Here is a 19,366-nt window from a genome sequence, read left to right as displayed (position 1 = left end):
GCTGCATTTTTTTGGCTTCTGTCTAGAATTCCTCTCCCCACACGGACAGTTTGTAACTCATTGTGAAAAACCAGCCCTGGAACAACGGACATTGACAACACCGCATCCGTAGAAGGAGTGGTTAAAAAGTGAGCAACGGACAGCTCCTGGCTCGATTGGGGAAAAGGTTGATCCTGTTCGCTTGGACGCAAAATTATCTGATCAGCTAACGATAAAGAATCTGAAACAACAATAGGCTGCTGTTTTTCATCAGAAGCATGATGGTAAAAAGCTAGACGTGAAACTTCAACAGGCTGATCTTCTAGAGGTAATGCAATTGGATCAACAGAAAGAGGTTTTTGACTCAAGTTCCCGGGGTATCCTCTTCGACGCGACAAACCAACAGCGTGTTTTTCCGCTACTGAAATAGTTGAAAGAACAGAAACTGGTTGATTTTGGCTTAAATGTCGGCGAGATCTGCTCCTGCTACGCAGCAAATTGTTAATAAATGAAAAATTATCAATAAATACTGCAGACAAATACCAAATTTTTTTACCTTCATTATTATCCTCTCGCTCTTTCAAACCATACACATAGGTGCCACCATCAACACTTCCAATTTTTGCACCAGAAAATTTTTTCAGAGTAAAATGCGCTTTTCCACTTTGATCCGTAATTAAATCAAGGTTTGTTGAAGAAGGATCGACAATTTCAATACCAGAATCTACAACATTGATTGTATGAAAACCACTACCATTCTCGATAAAGAGGTAATCACCCTCTCCTTCTGCAAGGCTGACATGAAACTTGAAATGTAAACTCCCTGAAAGTTCATCAACATGAAGCCGAGAGTAGTATAAATCAGAATCAGCAGATTTAAAAATAACCCTCCCTACACCGCCCAATTTCTGAATGTGCGTAGTTGGGTTTTCATATCCACTAGCGATAGAGTATAGCCTAGCCTTTTCACCCTCTAAATTAATATCTTCTACTGTAGTTTGATCCTCATCATTTCCAGCATAAAGGTAGAGCCGTCCAGAATCATTAACCGTTATTTTTCCTCCTAACATCGCACCAGCAAAGACCCATGAATTGGCTCCACCTTCAATCGTTAGATTTTTGACAGAACCGCCAGCATGGACTTCTTGAACAGCATTGCTATGTAAAGTAACAATATCCGCCTCTCCTCCTGCTAACACACGCTGCATACCGCCCGCGAAGACCTCAGTATGGACCGCTAAACCACCACTCTTTTCTGCAAAATCATCATCGTCTGGAAACCATTTAGCAAGATTTTGTATCCCCCCGTTCATAATTTTTGTTCCAACAGCCATTCCATCATCATACACACTCTGCACCCCTGGGATTCCACTTTGACCATAAACTTTAGTGTTATAAGCACTGCTCACCACAATCCCACCATTTACAAAACCATCTCCAAAAATAAACTGTTCACCGCCGTAGATTTCCGCTTTCAATGCAGAACCTCCCCCTTCGACACTTTGTCGCCCACCTTGGTAAATAATAGCAGCTTCTGAAATGCCTTGCTCTCCGATAACCTCAGAACCACCATTCATAACCGTCGTATTTTTACTGAAACCACCAGCCTCAACATAGAGTCTTCCAGATCCCTCAACCATATTGTTTATGGACCATTTAGGGCCATCTGTCTCTCCATCATCGGAAACATAAACTGTACTATCATTGTTGACTATAGAGCTTTCCAGAACGAATTTATCCCTACCAACACTGAAATCATCTGCATAAAAACTAAAATTATTTGTATAAGAACTAACAATAGGATCTTGTAACACTTTAATATCTTCTTCTTTCCCAAGAGAACCAACTAGAGGCAATTGTGTATGAGATGGAGTGGTTAAAGGAGTAGAGATCTCTTGTGCAGCAGCTAAATACCAAATTTTTCCCTCTTTACCATCTTTCTGTTTTAGGTCGTAAATGTAAGCTCCACCATCCACGACATAAGTTTTTTCACCGGAATGTTTTTTAAAAGAAAAATGCGCTTTTCCACTCTTATCCGTAATTAAATTAACTGAGTGGAAGGAAGAACTTGTAATTTCAGCACCAGAATCCAGGATGCTTACTGTATGATTACCTGCTCCTTTCTCAATAACAAGATAATCACCATATCTCTGTGCAGCGTTAACCCTAAAATTGAAATCTATACTCCCCGAAAGATCATCAACATGAAGCAGAGAATAGGATGGATTAAACTTAGTGAGATCAGTAGGAGAAGTAGTAATAAAAATAACACTTCCATCACCACTTAATTTTTGAATCAGAGAGCTCGAGCCATCATCTTCAGTAGCAATAGAATATAATTTGGCCTCTTTTCCATTTAAAATAATTTCTTCTGCTGTGGTTTGCTGTCCTTTATCTCCGGCATAGAGATGAAGCTTCCCAGAACCATTAACCTGCACTTCCCCTTGCAATATCGCACCAGAATACACTAATGAATTGGCTCCGCTCTTAATCGTTAGAGTTTCCACATGGCCACCAGCATAGACTCTTTGAAGAGCTCCATTTTCCAAAGTAACGGTGTTTGCCTTACCTCCTGCGAAAACATTCTGCACCCCAGCTGCAAAGACTTTCGTATCTACTGCTAATCCCCCTTCATTTCCAAACCATGTCTTAAGATTTTGTTCTCCTCCACTCATAATATCTGTAAAAAAAGCTGCTCCTCCATCATACACATTCTGTTGTCCTGGTGTTTCACCTTGTCCATGAACTTCAGAGTTATAAGCATAACTTCCCTCTCCTAAAACACTCTGCTCACCACCATAAACTTTAACATCTTCTGTGTGTCCTCCATACTCAACACTTTGTAGCCCATATTTATGGATAAGCGTGCCTTTTGAAATTTCTTCCTTCCTGACAATCTCAACTTTACCATCCTTAATTATTGTAAAATCTTTGTCTACTTCTCCCAGCTGCTCATTTATACCTCCTGGTGTTAAGGCTCTCTCTCTTGACACAGCTATTGCAGCTGTATTTGTGATCTTTACAAGCAAATTACTGGTCATTAAAAATATCCAAAAACCTAGCTTTAATTTGCGTTGCATCCTTCATACTCCATGATTTCAAATAAAAATCCGCATATACAAAAACACTACCTTCCCCCCGCTCAATCTCATGTTTTTCAAGACGACAAACCATCGTACACGAAGCATTCAGTGCCTTAAGCTCTACTTAATGAAACACAACAATCTCTGTTTAAAATCAGTGCACAACCAATAGAATGAAAAGTATTATTAATACACCTAAAAAGTGTTTTAATTGCATCCATAACAAAATTTTTTGAATATTCTTGAAAGACTAAACACTGATCTAAAAATCAGATTGATTCCTAAACAACTAAAATAAAGAGCAACAATACGCGCTTAAGGAGAGTACTTCGTTTAAAAATGTATTTCTATCTTCTCTGCTATTTAAAGCGGTATCGCTATTGTCTTCAATATAGATAAATCTGGAGTGTAATCATCCCTGCTTATATTGTATTGTTCCAATGCATTGGAAACAGAGTAATATCGACTCGACACTGATACGAAATTTAATTATAGAAAATTAATTTCATAATTTGATTTATCATAGACTGGAAGGGACATTCTGTTCATGGCTAGAAACTCAGAAATACAAGATATAAGCAAAAGAAATTCTCCTCGTCGAATTTTATTTGCAAGTCTTATTGGTCCAACAATTGAATTTTTTGATTTTTATGTCTTTGCAACTGCTGCGGCTCTTATATTTCCTCATGTGTTTTTTCCAACGCAAAATGATCAACTCGCTATTTTACAATCTTTCCTGATCTTTGGAGCAGCTTTTTTTGCACGCCCTTTAGGATCAATTATCTTTGGACATTTTGGAGATAAAATTGGACGAAAAGCGACACTTATCGCTGCTCTTCTCACCATGGGGCTGTCAACTGTTATTATTGGTTTTCTTCCTACTTATGAAACAGCTGGGTGGTGGGCACCTTTCTTCTTAACTCTATGCCGTATTGGGCAAGGAATGGGATTAGGAGGAGAATGGGGAGGAGCCGTTCTGCTCGCGACAGAAAATGCTCCACCAGAAAAACGTGGTTGGTATGCGATGTTTCCTCAATTAGGCGTTCCAATCGGTTTGTTCTCGTCTATTGCTGTTTATCTAGGTCTGTTGCACTTCCTTGATCATGATGAACTTATAGCATGGGGATGGCGCATTCCCTTTATTGCTTCAATTGTTCTCATGTTTGTGGGATTATGGGTTCGGCTTTCAATTAACGAAACAGTTGCATTCAAGAAAACTCTCGAACGTAAAGAGCGTGTCAAAGTTCCTATAATAGATTGTCTTTTTAAAATGCCCACGAATTTTATTTCTTGGGACATTTGCTGGCATGGCAACATTTGTTTTATTTTACTTGGTCACTGCATATTTGTTAAGCTATTCAACAAACTATTTACAATTATCATTTTATCAGGCTCTTCAAGTAGAAATCGTTGGTGCTATTTTTTGCGGAATTTTTACTGTCCTAACTGGAAAACTCGCTGATCGTATTAGGCGCAGAACTTTAATGATTTTGATCACAATAATGACTGGTCTCTATTCTTTCGCAATTCCTTATTTCTTAAACTCTGGAATTATAGGAGTTCTTGCCATGTCTACAATTGGTTTGTCGATCATGGGAATGGTATACAGTCCTCTCGGTGCTGTTTTGGCTTCACCCTATCCAACAGCAATTCGGTATACTGGTTCTTCTATAACCTTCAACTTAGCCGGTATTGTAGGTGCATCTCTCGCACCTTATATTGCAGAACATCTGGTACAACACTTTGATACTTCATATATCGGCTATTATTTGCTTCTTGCTTCTTTTATTTCATTGCTTTGTTTTGTTGGATTTACAGATGATGAAATATCCAATTAAAACGCAATAAAGAAGAATAAAACAAATACTGGCGGCAAAAATGCCGCCATTTTCATTTTTAAAGACATGGGTTGTGGCACACGCCACCACAATATTCCAGCAAACAGTGCACTAAGAAAAAAGAACAATATATCCGCGATATTGCTAATATAAACAATAGGAAAGATTTGTGATAAAATATGCGTTGTACCCAACCATGAAACGCAAAAAAAAGCCAACATTACAGCCCATAAGATAAGTAAAATCCGATCACTGATCATCATCAGTGCCGTTCGATTTTTTTGATTGTAAGACATATCTTTAAGACTCCCAAAGAAAAATCACAACAAGAACCCAACGCTCCTCTCCTGATCATTTCGCGATAAGGCGTGCTGTATTCATTATTTCTATAAATCCTATAAAATCAAAATAACAGACATTATACGCATCAAATCTGTTTTTCCCAACCGCGATCTTCAGTCTGCTGCCAATACGTTAAATTATGATTTTCCATTTTATATTTTTTCCACTGTGCACGGGCAAGATTTAATTGCTCATCGCTTCGACCATCAAATATCACTACAAGCCGGTTATAAACATTAATATCCGAACAAACCGCTCCCTCTATGAGAAAGCGTATTTTTGAATCATTCGGATTTTCCTGCCCTGTAGTAAGAAATACAGGCTGAAAATTTGGATATTGATCACACTCAGTTCCATGTCCAATAAATGCTTCATCAGCATAAACCCATAAGCGTGTATCTATAGCATCGCGTTTTTCTTTACTCACACATTGGATTGTTACCTTACCAAAACGCGCCAATGCACGCTCCACAAGCGTTGGCAAAATATCTTCCAGCCTTGACTGTGTCAAATGATAGAAAAGAATATCCATCCTCTTAGCCCTTATCACTCTTTATAAAAAAGCCAACATCTTTTTGGAGAAGCTTCTATGCCCTCAGCACAAAAGGAAATGGTTTAAGATGTAACGATTCCTATTTTTCTGATTGTATGTATTATCTTTTTTTCATAGGGATGAAAGAGAAAAAATATAGGTCATCATTTTAAGTTCATAAAAAGGTTTATTTTAGTTTGTTTTCTAGCTTCTTTGTAGACTACAGTTTAAAATAGGATATAATGTATAGAAAAATGGGTTGAAGCTAACAAATTTATATTATTTACTTATTAAAATGCCCAAGAGAGAGGGAAAGGTCATTTTTAAATTTTGTTATATTTTCTAACCCAACGTAGTGTAAAGTATCTGCTTTCTAATTAAAGACTGAGGATGTTGCCTAATCTATGCGTATTATTGAGTTATACATCCTGAAGCGTATTCTTATATTATTCAGTGCTGTTATGATTGTAGCAATCACTATTAGTTGGACGGTGCAAATCCTTGCACGAATAAACTTTCTTACAACAAGTAAACAAACGCTCTTAACAGTCTTACAATTTTCACTATCATTGGTTCCATCTGTTATTTTTCTCGTCATTCCATTTGCATTAGTGATTGCAATTACAAGCACCCTTTCAACAATGAATCAAGACTCAGAGCTCGCAATCATCAGTGCCTCTGGTTTCCCTAAAAGTACTGTTTGGAAACCAATTCTTCTTCTCGCTATTGTTGCATCGTGTGCCTCCTTTTTTATAGCCAATTTTGTTGTTCCTCAAGCACGTCTTAATATGCGACAAATGCTAGCAACCGCTCATTTTGATCTTATTAATCTTTTTATGAGTGAAGGCAGCTTCCAAAAACTAGCCAAGAACCTTTACATAGAAATTGGTGAACGCAATCCAAACGGAATGCTTGGGCGTCTTTTTATTGCTGACCAACGCGATCCTAAATCTGACCTTTTTTATTATGCAAAAGACGCATCAATTATGAGCAATAAAAACGGCAGTTTTCTAGTCCTTAATAACGGTGAAATAGAAAGGATCAATCATCAAAATGACAGCGTTTCAATCGTTCAGTTCAGTTCATATATCTTTAGCTTAGGTGAATTTATCCCCAACAATAAAATACCCACCATTTACCCAAAAGATCGCCCTCTTTCTTATTTACGGAATCCTGATCCAAAGGATCCCTATTTTCAACGAAAACCACTTCAATATAAAGCTGAGCTTCACCGCAGGCTTACAGAATGGCTCTATCCAATTGTTTTTTCATTAATTGCATTAGCGACAGCAGGAGATACACACTCCTATCGACAAGCACGTAACTCTGCAAGCTTCTCTGCAATTGCTCTATCTTTGCTGGTATATTGGATAGGATATTTTTTTGCCGAAAAAGCAAAGAGTGATCTTGCATACATTCCTCTCCTTTATATCACTCCCATAGGGATGAGTATTTTCATTTTTTTCCTGCTCTTAACGAATCATAAAATTGCCTTCCCCATAAAACTGAATGAAGTTATTCAAACAGCTTTTCAAAAAATGATAAATAAATTTGGGTACAAAAAATCTCAAAATCCCTCGGATAGAGTATCATGATTGGATGGACGCTTGGGCGATATTTTTTTATACGTTATCTTAAAACAACTTGTTATTTTTTTGGGGGTATTTTTATTCTTGCTCTGTTGATCGACTTTACAGAAAACTCTAGTCGGCTATCCCACCTTACGCATTATACAATAAAAGATGCCTTTCTCATCTCCGTTTTACGCATCCCTTTTATCATGCAACAACTCATTCCCTTTATTGCACTCTTTTCTGCCATGATAATGCTGATCTCTCTTAACCGAAAGCTTGAACTTGTTGTGACTCGTTCAATTGGTATTTCTGCATGGCAATTTCTTATGCCTGCTTGTTTTGGAGCTTTGCTTTTTGGATTATTTTCAATCTTTCTTATTAATCCACTCGCCGCATGGGGATTTTCTCAAGCAGAAAAAATAATGACTGGATGGCGGAATAACAGTGTATTAACAGCTCTACATAACACGCATATCCCATGGTTAACACAAAGTACGAATTCAGGGAGAACAACTATTGGTGCCAAATCTATCACCGATCAAGGACTTTCTCTTATCGATGCAACTTTTGTACAATACAATGATAATGCAACAGTCAAAAGCTGGATTAATACTAAAAAGGCAACATTAACAAACGGTGCTTGGCTGTTAACAAACGGAACAATCCATAAAATAGGGCACCCTCCTGAAAAGTTTACTACATTTCAAATAAAAACTAATCTAAAACCTGAATTTTTAACTGAACGTTTAGCAAATCCCGCGACTATCCCATTTTACCAATTGCCAAAAAAAATTATGATTGCGCGTTCATTTGGTTATTCTGCCAATAATTTTGATATGTATTTACAATCTTTGATTGCATTACCTGCATTGCTTGTGGCAATGACTTTCATTGCGGCAACTGTATCCTTAAACTTCACGCGCTTTGGACAATCTGGAACCTTGATTCTTGGTGGCGTATTCGCTGGATTCGTGCTTTATGTTATTTCTGTGCTCGTTCAGGCTTTTGGTAACGCCGGGTATCTTCCGCCAATTATTGCAGCTTGGACACCCGTTGTTATTGCATTATTTTTGGGAATCTCTTTTTTACTTCATAAAGAGGATGGCTAAGTGAAAGCGTCAATAAGTAAGAGAGTAATTTTGACAAAATTAAGCGTACTTTTATTAAAAAGTGTTATGAGCTTTGTCTTAGGTGTATCTTTATCCTACTCTGTAAACGCTAAAAATCCTACTCTTCTTGCTCAAAATCGCATCCAAAATCCGATAAGCCCTCTCTTGCTCTCTGCAGATGAACTCATCTACAATCGTGATGAAAACACTGTTTCTGCACGAGGCAATGTCCACATCGAATATGATGGCAATAAAGTTATCGCTCAAAAAGTCACTTACAATCAAAAAACAGGACGGATCATAGCGCAAGGAAATGTTGAAATTGTTCAAAAAGATGGGAACAAAATTTATTCCAATCAAATTGATATGACCAAAGACTTTGGCGAAGGATTTGTAAATGCCTTACACATTGATACCGCCAATAATGTCCATTTTGCAGCAGAAAGTGCTACACGCAGTAACAACCACATAACAGTCTTCGAAAATGCCACATATACAGCCTGTGAAGCTTGCTCTTATAAACCAGATAGTGAAGTCCTGTGGAAGATTAAAGCAAGAAAGATCATATGGAATAGCGTTGCAAAAAAAATTCGATTTGAAAAGAGCCGCTTTGAAGTTTTTGGTTTACCAATTTTACAGTTTCCTACTTTTGAACTCAATGATCCAACGGTGAAGCGTTCTAGTGGTCTTCTTGCACCGCATTTTTTTTATTCCGATTATCTCGGAATGGGTATAAAAAATTCCTACTTTTGGAATCTCGCTCCCTATTACGATTTCACACTTTCTTCAACTGTCTATACCCTACAAGGACTTTTAACTGAAGGTGAATGGCGTCAACGTTTTAAGACGGGCAATTACAATATTCGCTTTGCGCATATCTATCAAATGAATCCGCATAACTTTGACAATGATACAATTGATGCACACCATCAAAACCGTTATATGCTTGCAACAAAGGGTGATTTTCGTATTAATTCACGCTGGACTTATGGATGGGATATTCTCGCACAGTCTGATCAACATTTTAGCCGTGCCTATAAACTTATGAACTATAACAATCCTACACAACTTTCTCAGATTTATTTGAATGGTCTTGCAGGGAAAAACTACTTTGATATGCGTTTTTACCATTTCAAAGTTCAAGATTTAATACTGAACGCCCCCTATGAACGTCACTCTCGGCAAGCGTGGGTACTCCCTCGCATTGATTATTTTTTCGTATCAGATGAACCAATTTATAAAGGAGAACTCACCTTTCATAGTAATATGCAATCAATTTATCGTCATCATGCTGACTTTAGTTCTACTGACTGGAACGAGAACCGTCTCAACGCTGCCAAGGTTTCTGGTATTGCTGGAAATAGTTTTCGTTTAACAAACGCGTTAGAGTGGAAAAGCCGCTTTAACATGCATAATGGACTCATATTAACCCCTCTTCTCTCCTTACGTGCTGATATCATTACAACAAACGCGCATGAAAACGATATTGCTTATATAACGAATGACTCCTCATTTACGCTTCGTAGCTTAACACTTCGTGGTATGGCAACTGCCGGCTTAGAACTACAGTATCCTTTCCTCATTACGTTAGGAAATTCTACACATATTATAGAACCAACCGCACAAATTTTTATACGCAATAATGAACGATATATCGGACAACTCCCTAATGAAGATGCACAAAGCTTCATATTTGATGCCACCACCCTCTTTCAACGTGATAAATTTTCTGGTTATGATCGTGTAGAAGGTGGCACACGCACCAATATAGGCCTAAGATATTCTGGAAATCTTAACAATGATTGGTCTCTTTATGGTCTTATTGGGCAATCCTTTCACCTTGCAGGAAAAAATTCTTTTTCAGAAAAGGACTTTGTTAATGTAGGCATTCATTCCAGCCTCGAAACAACACGTTCAGACTATGTTGCAATGTTTGCTGCAAACCATAAGAGCGGTTTTTCGCTGGAATCTCGTGGACGTTTTGACAAAAAAACAGGAAAAATCCGCCGCAATGAAATCGAAGCATCACAGAAATGGCAAAATTTTTCAGCAGCTATACAATATGCCTATATCTCAGGCCAACAAGATTATGAATATACACAAGATCGCCAAGAGATTTCTTTTCAAACTGGTATTAAATTCGCCAATTATTGGTCTATTAACAGCAATGCCGGTTACGATTTAGTCTCCGGTACATTCGTAAAGCGAGAAATCAGTTTGAATTATACAGATGAGTGTTTTGGACTAACATTCGGTTATCAACAGGTAACTAATCCAGGGAAAAAAACACCTTTGCAAAACTTTAATTTTTCTCTTTCACTCCGTACAATTGCAGACATTGGAAAAAAGATAAACTCAAATTTATAGAAAGAATATATAGGTGATTTAACTTATCGTTGTTTTTATGGAAAAAAACGTATATTTTAAGTAATTAATGAGAATTAATAAACAATGCGAAGGTCTACTTACATGAATAAATTCAAAAAGTCTCTTCTTGCTTTATTTTGTGTTACATCTTTGAGCATAAACAACCTGCTAGTAAGTGAATTTTTAGTTGCACCGGCCTTCGCACAGACTGTCATTGTTGTCACAGTCAATGGTAATCCTATTACAAATTACGATATTCAAAGGCGTGCTGCTTTTCTCCAACTGCAACAGAAGCAGGGCAATCTTGCTGCGCAAGCTAAAAATGAACTTGTCAATGAAGTACTCAAAAATATTGAAATAAAGCGCCTTAATATTGAGGTGAGCAATAATGAGGTTGAAAGTGCTTTTGAGAACTTTGCAACACAAAATAATATGACTCTTGATCAACTTAACCAGATTCTGATTCAGAGTGACATTACAGTGCAACATTTTAAAGATTACATCCGTGGACAAATAGGATGGAGCCGTCTTGTCAATGCACGCTATCAAGCTGAAACGGGTATGATTACTGAACAGGAAGCTGTCCGCAGAATCTTAAAAAATGGTGGTGTTAAACCTTCAACCAATGAATATACACTACAGCGAATTATTTTTGTCATTCCTGAGCATCGTCGTTCGGAAATCTTTGAAAGGCGCCAGAGAGAAGCAAATAATTTCCGTGCTCATTTCCAAGGATGTGCTAACGCTCAAAACCAAGCAAGAGGCATTTTAGATGTTACTATCCATAACCTAGGAAAGTTTCTTGAACCCCAGCTTCCCAGTGCATGGGAAAAAGCTATCCTTGCAACGCCTGCTGGAAAAATGACTCAACTGCAAGAAACATCTGATGGAATTGAAGCACTTGCTGTCTGCAACATAAAAAGAGTCTCTGACGATTACGTGGCACGACTTATATTTTCCATTGACGATAATAAACAAAAAAGCCCGCAGAAACTTGAAGAATTAAGCGAGAAATATTTAGAAGAGTTGCGCCAAGTGGCGCATATTCAAAACTCATAATGACTACACTTGTCGTTAGTAGTGGTGATCCTGCTGGAATTGGTCCTGAAATAGCACTAAAAGCATGGAATTTGCGTATTACACGTCAAGTCCCGCCTTTTGCTTTGCTTGCTGATCCAGATATTATTCGTTCGCGTGCTCATTTTTTACAAATCGATGTTGAGGTAGAATGTGTTTTAACAAATAATCCTGTCAAAAACTTTCAAGCCGCTCTTCCTGTAATACCATTAAAAAACCGGCAAAGCGATCAATTAGGTTTTCCTTCACCCAAAAATGCTGCTGGAATAATTGAAGCGATTAAACGTGGAGTTCAGTTGATTCAAAGCGGACAGGCGTCTGCAATGGTTACTTGTCCTATTGCAAAAAAGAACCTTTATGATTTTGGGTTTGAGTTTCCAGGTCATACAGAATTTTTAGCCGATTTGGCCTATCAAATCTCGGGTAAACGTTATCATCCAGTTATGATGTTATCAGGACCTCTATTAAAAACAGTACCGATTACTGTTCATGTTCCATTCAAAAAAGTTCCTTCACACCTCACCCGTCAACTCATCATTCAAACGGCCCTCATTACTGAACACGACTTAAGAAAACGATTTAGCATAACTTCACCCCGTCTTGCTGTTGCTGGACTTAACCCTCATGCTGGAGAAGAAGGTGCAATGGGAAAAGAAGATATTGAAATTATCACTCCCACTATTGAATATCTTAAAAAGAAAGGACTTAATATTGTAGGTCCGCTGCCTGCTGACACAATGTTTCATGAACGTGCAAGAAAGACATATGATGTTGCCCTTTGCATGTATCATGATCAAGCTCTTATTCCTGTTAAAACATTAGACTTTAACACCAGTGTTAATATTACTTTAGGACTCCCTTTTATTCGAACCTCGCCAGACCACGGAACTGCTTTTGATATTGCTGATAAAGGGATTGCCTCGCCCGAAAGCTTTATTGCTGCTCTTAAACTTGCAAACCAACTTGCGGAAAATAGTTTGATGCCATGCCAATAGATAATCTACCTCCTCTTCGTGAGGTAATTGATACATATGGATTGCAAGCGTATAAGTCCTTAGGTCAAAATTTCCTTTTCGATCTTAATTTAACATCTAAAATTGCTCATCAAGCAGGAAATATAGAAGGAAAACCTGTTATTGAAGTGGGCCCAGGTCCTGGAGGTCTCACACGCGCTTTGCTTGCAAAAGGTGCTATTGTAACAGCGATAGAGTGTGATGAGCGTTGTATACCGGCTCTCTTAGAGATAGAAAAGCACTATCCGCAAAAACTAAAACTCATTTGTAATGATGCACTAAAGCAAGACTTCTCAAAACTCTTTGAAACATCTCCAGAAAAACCACGCATTATTGCAAATCTTCCCTATAATATTGGAACACAACTTTTATTAAACTGGCTTTTGGCTGAACCATGGCCTCCTTTTTATGAATCAATGACATTGATGTTTCAACGTGAGGTTGCCAAACGTATTATCGCCAAACCTCAATCCGCACATTATGGACGTCTTAGTGTTTTAACCGGCTGGCGGACCAATGCCAAAATTGCTTTTGATGTGCCTCCTCAAGCCTTCATACCAGCACCCAAAATAACTTCTTCTGTTGTTCATATTATTCCGCGAACACAACCTCTCCCCTGCTCTGCACAAAAATTAAGTTTTGTAACAAAAACTGCTTTTGGACAAAGACGAAAAATGCTTCGTCAAAACCTCAAAAATATTGGAGGTGAAACTCTTTTAGAACAAGCGGACATTGATGGAACACGCCGAGCTGAAACGCTCTCAATTTCCGAATTTGTCACTTTAGCTAATTTGGTGATCTAAAAAAATGCAACTTTTTGCTCACTGTCTCTTTTTAAAATAATAGAGATGTTAATCAACCTTTTCAGCAATAAGCCCATCAATAAAAGATTCAAGGAAAGAGCATCGTTCGCGTTTTGCTGTTTCAGCCAAATAAATCGATTTAATAAGCGATACAGACTGATTTAAATCTTCATTAATAACAATATAATCATAAGAACACCAATGCTGCATTTCCGTTCGTGCATTCTTCAATCGCAAATTAATGATATCCTGACTATCTTCTGCCCGACGATTTAACCGCGAAATAAGTTCCTTCATTGACGGTGGAAGAATAAAAACAGATACAGTATCCCCTGGCATCTTTTTTTGAAGCTGATCTGTTCCTTGATAGTCAATATCAAATAACATATCTCGACCAGTACCCAATGCACTTTCAACGCTTTCACGTAAAGTTCCGTAATAATTTCCATGAACTTCTGCCCATTCAATAAATTCATGATTATCACGCTTGCGTTCAAACTCTTGTTTTGAAATAAAATGATAATGAAGACCATCCACCTCACTAGGACGTCTTTTCCGTGTCGTCATACTTATGGAGAGCTCTAACTGCCCATCTTGCAGAAGTAGCCGAGAAAGTGTTGATTTACCAGCTCCTGAAGGTGAAGAGAGAATAAATAAAAAACCGCGACGTTTATCTCTTTTTTTAGCACGCAACTCATTCTTAAAGAATGTTATCATACCGCTCTACTTTTTTTAAATTTTGCTTCAAAACTTCAATAATATGTTCTTTACAGTCCCTAAAAGCTAACGTGTTGCCTTTAACGCACGCCACTTGCGGACATTCATATTATGTTCCTCTAAAGTTCTAGAAAAAACATGTCCTCCAGCACCATCAGCGACAAAATAGAGCACATCACTCTTTGGTGGATGCGCCACCGCTTTTAAAGAATCTCGGCCTGGATTTGCAATAGCTGTTGGAGGCAAACCATCAATTTTATATGTATTATAGGGTGTTTTCTTCTCAAGATCTGAACGGTAAATTGCGCGACCGGATGGCATTCCTTTTCCACCAAAGAGACCATAAATTACCGTCGGATCAGATTGAAGGCGCATATGTTTTGCAAGACGGTTATAAAACACTGCAGCAATCTTTGATTTTTCTGCCGTAATTCCTGTTTCTTTCTCAACAATTGAAGCCAATATAACAAATTCATCAATGGACTTTATTGGTAAATCAGGTGAGCGCGTAGCCCATATTGCATGAATTAATTTTGTCTGTTCTTCGCGCAATCTCTTTACAATTTCTTTACGTGTTGTTCCCCGAATAAAATGAACCGTATCTGTCATCAAACTGCCCTCTGGAGGCAAAACTTTTGGAAGATCTCCAATCAAAATTTCATTCGCAGCTAATCGATCAAAAATTTGTTGAACTGTTAAACCTTCTGGTACTGTAAATGTATACTCAATAGACTTGCCTTTTACAAGAATATCCATAATATCCCGCATCGAAGCATGTGCTGGAATTAAATATTCACCAGCCTTAAGATGTGTTGTTTTTTTATTATAACCAACTCCATAAATAAAAACATCCGATAATCGAATGAGACCACGTTTTTCAAGTAATAAAGCAATTTCACGAATTCCTGTTCCAGGATAGATTAGGACAACGTGTTCTCTCTCAGCCGTCCCCTTCCCTTCAAAAATACTTTTTCCAATATAAAGAAGCATACTTACAGCCAAAATGATAACCACACTCAGCATCAGAAAAAAATGACCGACGATGATCAATGGGTTACGCACAATAGACGATTTCTTTCGTTTCTTATGTGCTAACATATCATTATTATCTGCTGCATGACTCGAAGAGGAATCATTTACGTCCTTCAGCGATCTTTTATTTTTCACAGCGGACATAACTATCACCCTCAATAAGTTTTAGGTATACAACTATAATCTCTCACTTAAACTTTTATAGCTTTATAATAAAAAGTAGAAAAATCAGAAACAAAAAAAATAAATAGAATGTTTATTATGCCTCAAAGCGTCGCATTACCAAAGACGCATTTGTTCCACCAAACCCAAAGGAATTAGAAAGAACCGTATTAATCTTCCGTTCACGCGGTTTATGTGGGACAAGATCAATTTTCGTTTCAATTGACGGATTATCAAGATTAAGTGTTGCTGGCGCTATATTATCTCGTATAGATAAAACACAAAAAATAGCCTCAGCTGCACCGGCTGCACCAAGCAAATGCCCCACAGATGACTTGGTTGATGACATGGATACTTGTGATGCATAATGGCCTAAAACACGCTCAACAGCCTTCAACTCTATGACATCAGCCATCGTTGAGGTTCCATGGGCATTAATGTAATCAAGTTCGCTTACATTCACTTGTGCACGCTTAAGTGCAGCCATCATACTACGCTGTGCACCTTCACCACTCTCTGAAGGAGCTGTAATGTGGTAAGCGTCACCGGATAAACCATAGCCAATAATCTCAGCATAAATACGCGCACCACGTTTTTTTGCATGCTCAAGCTCTTCTAAAACGACAATCGCAGCTCCCTCACCCATGACAAAACCATCACGATCAGCATCATAAGGACGTGATGCTTGTTCAGGATAATCATTACGCCCCGTAGAAAGAGCGCGACAAGCAGAAAAGCCAGCAAGGGATATCCGATTTATTGGGGATTCAGTGCCTCCCGCCGCCATTACATCTGCATCACCAAAAGCAATCAAACGCGCTGCATCACCAATTGCATGTGCTCCCGTTGAACAAGCTGTTACAACCGAATGATTAGGACCACGCAAACCATATTTAATAGACACATAGCCAGAAGCAAGATTAATCAAACGTCCTGGAATGAAAAAAGGAGAAACACGCCTTGGACCTTTATCACGAAGCGTATAACCGGCCTCAACAATGCCTTCAATACCACCAATCCCCGAACCAATTAAGGCACCTGTGCGAACCTGATCTTCATCACTGGTGGGAAACCACTCAGCATCCGAAAGCGCTTGGTCAGCGGCAGCGATTGCATAAATAATAAACGCATCAACCTTACGCTGTTCCTTGATTTCCATATGTAAATCAGGATTATATGTACCGTCTGTTCCATCCCCCAAGGGGATACGGGCAGCAATTTGGCACGGTAAATCAGACACATCAAACTCAGTAATGCGTCGAACACCACTTTTCCCTTCAAGAAGCCTTTTCCAACTATATTCGACATCACCAGCTAATGGAGACACCAATCCTAAACCAGTAACAACAACACGTCTCATAACTTCTAACCTTGAATTGAGATCACCCCTCAAAGTTTCTTAAAGCTCTATTCTCAAAAATAGCGCCAAAGAATATAGGCAAAAGCATTTCATACCTTTGCCTTTCAGTCTTATGCAGAAGCTTTATCGATAAATTTTACCGCATCGCCAACTGTGAAGATCGTTTCAGCTGCCTCGTCTGGGATTTCTATACCAAATTCTTCTTCAAAAGCCATAACAAGCTCAACCGTATCAAGGCTATCTGCTCCTAAATCATCGATAAAGCTTGCATTTTCTACGACCTTATCTGCATTAACCCCAAGATGCTCCACGATAATTTTCTTAACGCGCTCTACTGTATCACTCATATTGAAATCCTCAAATTTATATTATTCCTATAATTTGGTTAGCTATATCGGGTCATCTAATCAAGCAATAGATGCATTACTTCTTAAAATTTTAGCAGCAATTTAAAACATCCTGTGGATATCCCCTACAAAATGAACCAATCTGACATTCCGACATAAATTGATTAACTTATCATGTTAAAGGAATAGACACATCTCTCCATTTCAATTCTTACTACTAAAATAATACAGCTTATAAATCAATGTGGAATCAAGAAAATCCTCAGATCATTGCCATTCCGCCATTGATATGCAGTGTTTGGCCGGTTACATATGCCGCTTCATCACTTGCTAAATAAACAGCAGCAGAAGCTATTTCTTCCCCAATCCCCATACGCTTCATTGGAATCGCAGCCATAATAGTTTCTTTTTGCTTTTCACTGAGTTTGTCGGTCATTGCGGACTTAATGAATCCTGGAGCAATACAATTGACAGTAATGTTTCGTGAAGCAATTTCTTGTGCCAACGCTTTAGAAAGTCCTATCAAACCAGCTTTTGCAGCACAATAATTCGTTTGCCCCGGATTTCCGACAACACCAACAACAGATGTTATGTTAATAACTCTTCCATAGCGACGCCGCATCATAGAATGTATTAATTCACGTGTCAAAATAGCAGCAGCTGTTAGGTTGATCGCTAAGACATCATCCCAGTCTTGATCCTGCATACGGATAAAAAGACCATCTCGAGTGATTCCAGCGTTGTTAACCAAGATATCAACACCACCCATTTCTCTTTCAGCCGTTTCAGCTAATTGTTTAACAGATTCACGCTCAGAGAGATTAGCGGGAAATACAAAAACATTCTGTCCCAGATCTGCTCCCACTTCTTTAAGCTTAGCTTCGCGTGTTCCATGGAGACCAACAACTGCTCCTTGCGCATGAAAACAACGCGCAATTGCCTCACCAATTCCTCCCGATGCTCCTGTCACAAGAACTTTACGGCCTGTTAACTTAAACATTTTTTAGACTCCTTACAAACTAAACACCAAGCATCTGTAATGCTGTTTCTATTTCTTCAGCTGCCCCAATTGTTAACCCCTTTATATCTTTGTTAATACGACGCACCAAACCTGTTAATACTTTTCCAGGCCCAACTTCAAAAAGTGTATCAACCCCATTCACACCAAACCACTCTATTGTTTCACGCCATCGCACTCTCCCCGTCACTTGTTGAACAAGAAGTGTAATAATACGCTCTGGATCACTTTCTGGTGCAACAGAAATATTGGCAACAAGAGGAACAAGAGGAGCCATTGCGTTAACAGTTAAAAGTGCATTCTTCATGACATCAGCAGCAGGTTGCATTAAAGCTGAATGGAAAGGGGCAGAAACTGGAAGAAGAAGTGCACGTTTAGCACCTTTCGTTGACGCAAGCTCCACCGCCATCTCAACCGCTTTTGCTTCACCTGAAATCACAATTTGCCCTCCTCCATTATCATTAGCAATCTGACATAATCCTTCTCGAGAAACAGTTTCGCAGATTTTTTCCACATCTTGTTCATCCAAACCAATGAGTGCTGCCATAGAGCCTTCATCAACAGCAACAGCAGCCTGCATGGCATTTCCACGAATGCGCAAAAGCCTTGCCGTATCAGTAAGACTAAATGTACCAGCAGCACAAAGAGCCGAATATTCGCCCAATGAATGACCTGCAACAAATTTTACCTTTTCTTTTATGTTAAGTCCCAATTGTTCCATCACACGAATAACAGCCATGGATACAGCCATTAATGCTGGTTGCGCATTTGCTGTTAAAGTCAAAACATCTGCTGGCCCTTCAAAAATGATCTTTGATATTTTCTCACCCAGAGCATCGTCGACTTCTTCAAAAACCATTCGCGCTACAATAAATTGCTCCGCAAGAACTTTACCCATACCAACGAACTGACTCCCCTGTCCTGGAAAAATAAAAGCTGCTGCCATCAATCAACTCCTAAAATTGCGCAATTAAATTATTTTCTTTTGATCTTATTCATAAACACAAATCAAG

Annotated in this window: 15 protein-coding genes and 1 pseudogene; 7 read left to right on the top strand and 9 right to left on the bottom strand. The window is 38.5% G+C overall.

Features of this window, described 5'->3' with window-relative positions; translation table 11 throughout:
- On the bottom strand, positions 1 to 3,059 hold a 3,059-nt coding region (locus HNQ69_RS03465), incomplete at its 3' end, for a pertactin-like passenger domain-containing protein (RefSeq protein ID WP_183228681.1).
- Between the two features lie 550 nt (positions 3,060 to 3,609).
- Between HNQ69_RS03465 and HNQ69_RS08310 the strand changes: the two are divergent.
- Positions 3,610 to 4,900: pseudogene (locus HNQ69_RS08310) on the top strand (MFS transporter).
- On the opposite strand, the gene HNQ69_RS03455 reads toward HNQ69_RS08310, so the two are convergent.
- On the bottom strand, positions 4,897 to 5,160 hold the full coding sequence (locus tag HNQ69_RS03455; protein WP_183228699.1) for a hypothetical protein: 264 nt from the start codon (positions 5,158 to 5,160) through the stop codon (positions 4,897 to 4,899). The pseudogene HNQ69_RS08310 and the gene HNQ69_RS03455 overlap by 4 nt on opposite strands.
- A gap of 167 nt (positions 5,161 to 5,327) precedes the next feature.
- Positions 5,328 to 5,774 carry a DNA polymerase III subunit chi gene (locus HNQ69_RS03450; protein ID WP_183228680.1) on the bottom strand — a complete coding sequence of 149 codons (447 nt, stop codon included), beginning with the start codon at positions 5,772 to 5,774 and terminating at the stop codon, positions 5,328 to 5,330.
- A 404-nt stretch (positions 5,775 to 6,178) separates the two neighbouring features.
- Here HNQ69_RS03450 and lptF point away from each other — a divergent pair, with 404 nt between their 5' ends.
- The 6 genes from lptF to rsmA all read left to right on the top strand — a co-directional run bounded on the left by lptF (position 6,179) and on the right by rsmA (position 13,717).
- On the top strand, positions 6,179 to 7,369 hold the full coding sequence (lptF, locus tag HNQ69_RS03445; RefSeq protein WP_183228679.1) for an LPS export ABC transporter permease LptF: 1,191 nt from the start codon (positions 6,179 to 6,181) through the stop codon (positions 7,367 to 7,369).
- Positions 7,366 to 8,457, top strand: a complete 1,092-nt coding sequence (gene lptG, locus HNQ69_RS03440) for an LPS export ABC transporter permease LptG (protein ID WP_183228678.1) — start codon at positions 7,366 to 7,368, stop codon at positions 8,455 to 8,457. Before lptF ends, lptG begins: the two co-directional genes overlap by 4 nt.
- Positions 8,458 to 10,824 carry an LPS assembly protein LptD gene (locus tag HNQ69_RS03435; RefSeq protein ID WP_183228677.1) on the top strand — a complete coding sequence of 789 codons (2,367 nt, stop codon included), beginning with the start codon at positions 8,458 to 8,460 and terminating at the stop codon, positions 10,822 to 10,824.
- A gap of 102 nt (positions 10,825 to 10,926) precedes the next feature.
- On the top strand, positions 10,927 to 11,883 hold the full coding sequence (locus HNQ69_RS03430; protein ID WP_183228676.1) for a SurA N-terminal domain-containing protein: 957 nt from the start codon (positions 10,927 to 10,929) through the stop codon (positions 11,881 to 11,883).
- Positions 11,883 to 12,896, top strand: a complete 1,014-nt coding sequence (gene pdxA, locus HNQ69_RS03425) for a 4-hydroxythreonine-4-phosphate dehydrogenase PdxA (protein ID WP_183228675.1) — start codon at positions 11,883 to 11,885, stop codon at positions 12,894 to 12,896. Before HNQ69_RS03430 ends, pdxA begins: the two co-directional genes overlap by 1 nt.
- A complete protein-coding gene (gene rsmA, locus HNQ69_RS03420) occupies positions 12,887 to 13,717 on the top strand; it encodes a 16S rRNA (adenine(1518)-N(6)/adenine(1519)-N(6))-dimethyltransferase RsmA (protein ID WP_183228674.1) in 831 nt (276 codons plus the stop codon). Before pdxA ends, rsmA begins: the two co-directional genes overlap by 10 nt.
- 48 nt (positions 13,718 to 13,765) lie before the next feature.
- Here rsmA and gmk read toward each other — a convergent pair whose 3' ends face one another.
- The 6 genes from gmk to fabD form a co-directional block, all read right to left on the bottom strand.
- A complete protein-coding gene (gene gmk, locus HNQ69_RS03415; protein ID WP_183228698.1) occupies positions 13,766 to 14,431 on the bottom strand; it encodes a guanylate kinase in 666 nt (221 codons plus the stop codon).
- Positions 14,432 to 14,500: 69 nt separating this feature from the next.
- Positions 14,501 to 15,610 carry an endolytic transglycosylase MltG gene (gene mltG / locus HNQ69_RS03410; RefSeq protein WP_183228673.1) on the bottom strand — a complete coding sequence of 370 codons (1,110 nt, stop codon included), beginning with the start codon at positions 15,608 to 15,610 and terminating at the stop codon, positions 14,501 to 14,503.
- A 115-nt stretch (positions 15,611 to 15,725) separates the two neighbouring features.
- Complete coding sequence (fabF, locus tag HNQ69_RS03405) at positions 15,726 to 16,988, bottom strand: beta-ketoacyl-ACP synthase II (protein WP_183228672.1); 1,263 nt, start codon at positions 16,986 to 16,988, stop codon at positions 15,726 to 15,728.
- Positions 16,989 to 17,098: 110 nt separating this feature from the next.
- Positions 17,099 to 17,335, bottom strand: a complete 237-nt coding sequence (locus tag HNQ69_RS03400; RefSeq protein ID WP_005865658.1) for an acyl carrier protein — start codon at positions 17,333 to 17,335, stop codon at positions 17,099 to 17,101.
- A gap of 262 nt (positions 17,336 to 17,597) precedes the next feature.
- Positions 17,598 to 18,335, bottom strand: coding sequence for a 3-oxoacyl-[acyl-carrier-protein] reductase (gene fabG, locus HNQ69_RS03395; RefSeq protein WP_183228671.1), 738 nt, complete (start codon positions 18,333 to 18,335; stop codon positions 17,598 to 17,600).
- Positions 18,336 to 18,354: 19 nt separating this feature from the next.
- A complete protein-coding gene (fabD, locus tag HNQ69_RS03390) occupies positions 18,355 to 19,299 on the bottom strand; it encodes an ACP S-malonyltransferase (RefSeq protein ID WP_183228670.1) in 945 nt (314 codons plus the stop codon).
- Positions 19,300 to 19,366 lie beyond the last annotated feature (67 nt).

The organism is Bartonella callosciuri (genome assembly GCF_014203215.1).
GTDB classification, from domain to species: domain Bacteria; phylum Pseudomonadota; class Alphaproteobacteria; order Rhizobiales; family Rhizobiaceae; genus Bartonella; species Bartonella callosciuri.
This window is presented reverse-complemented; position numbering and strand designations above follow the sequence as displayed.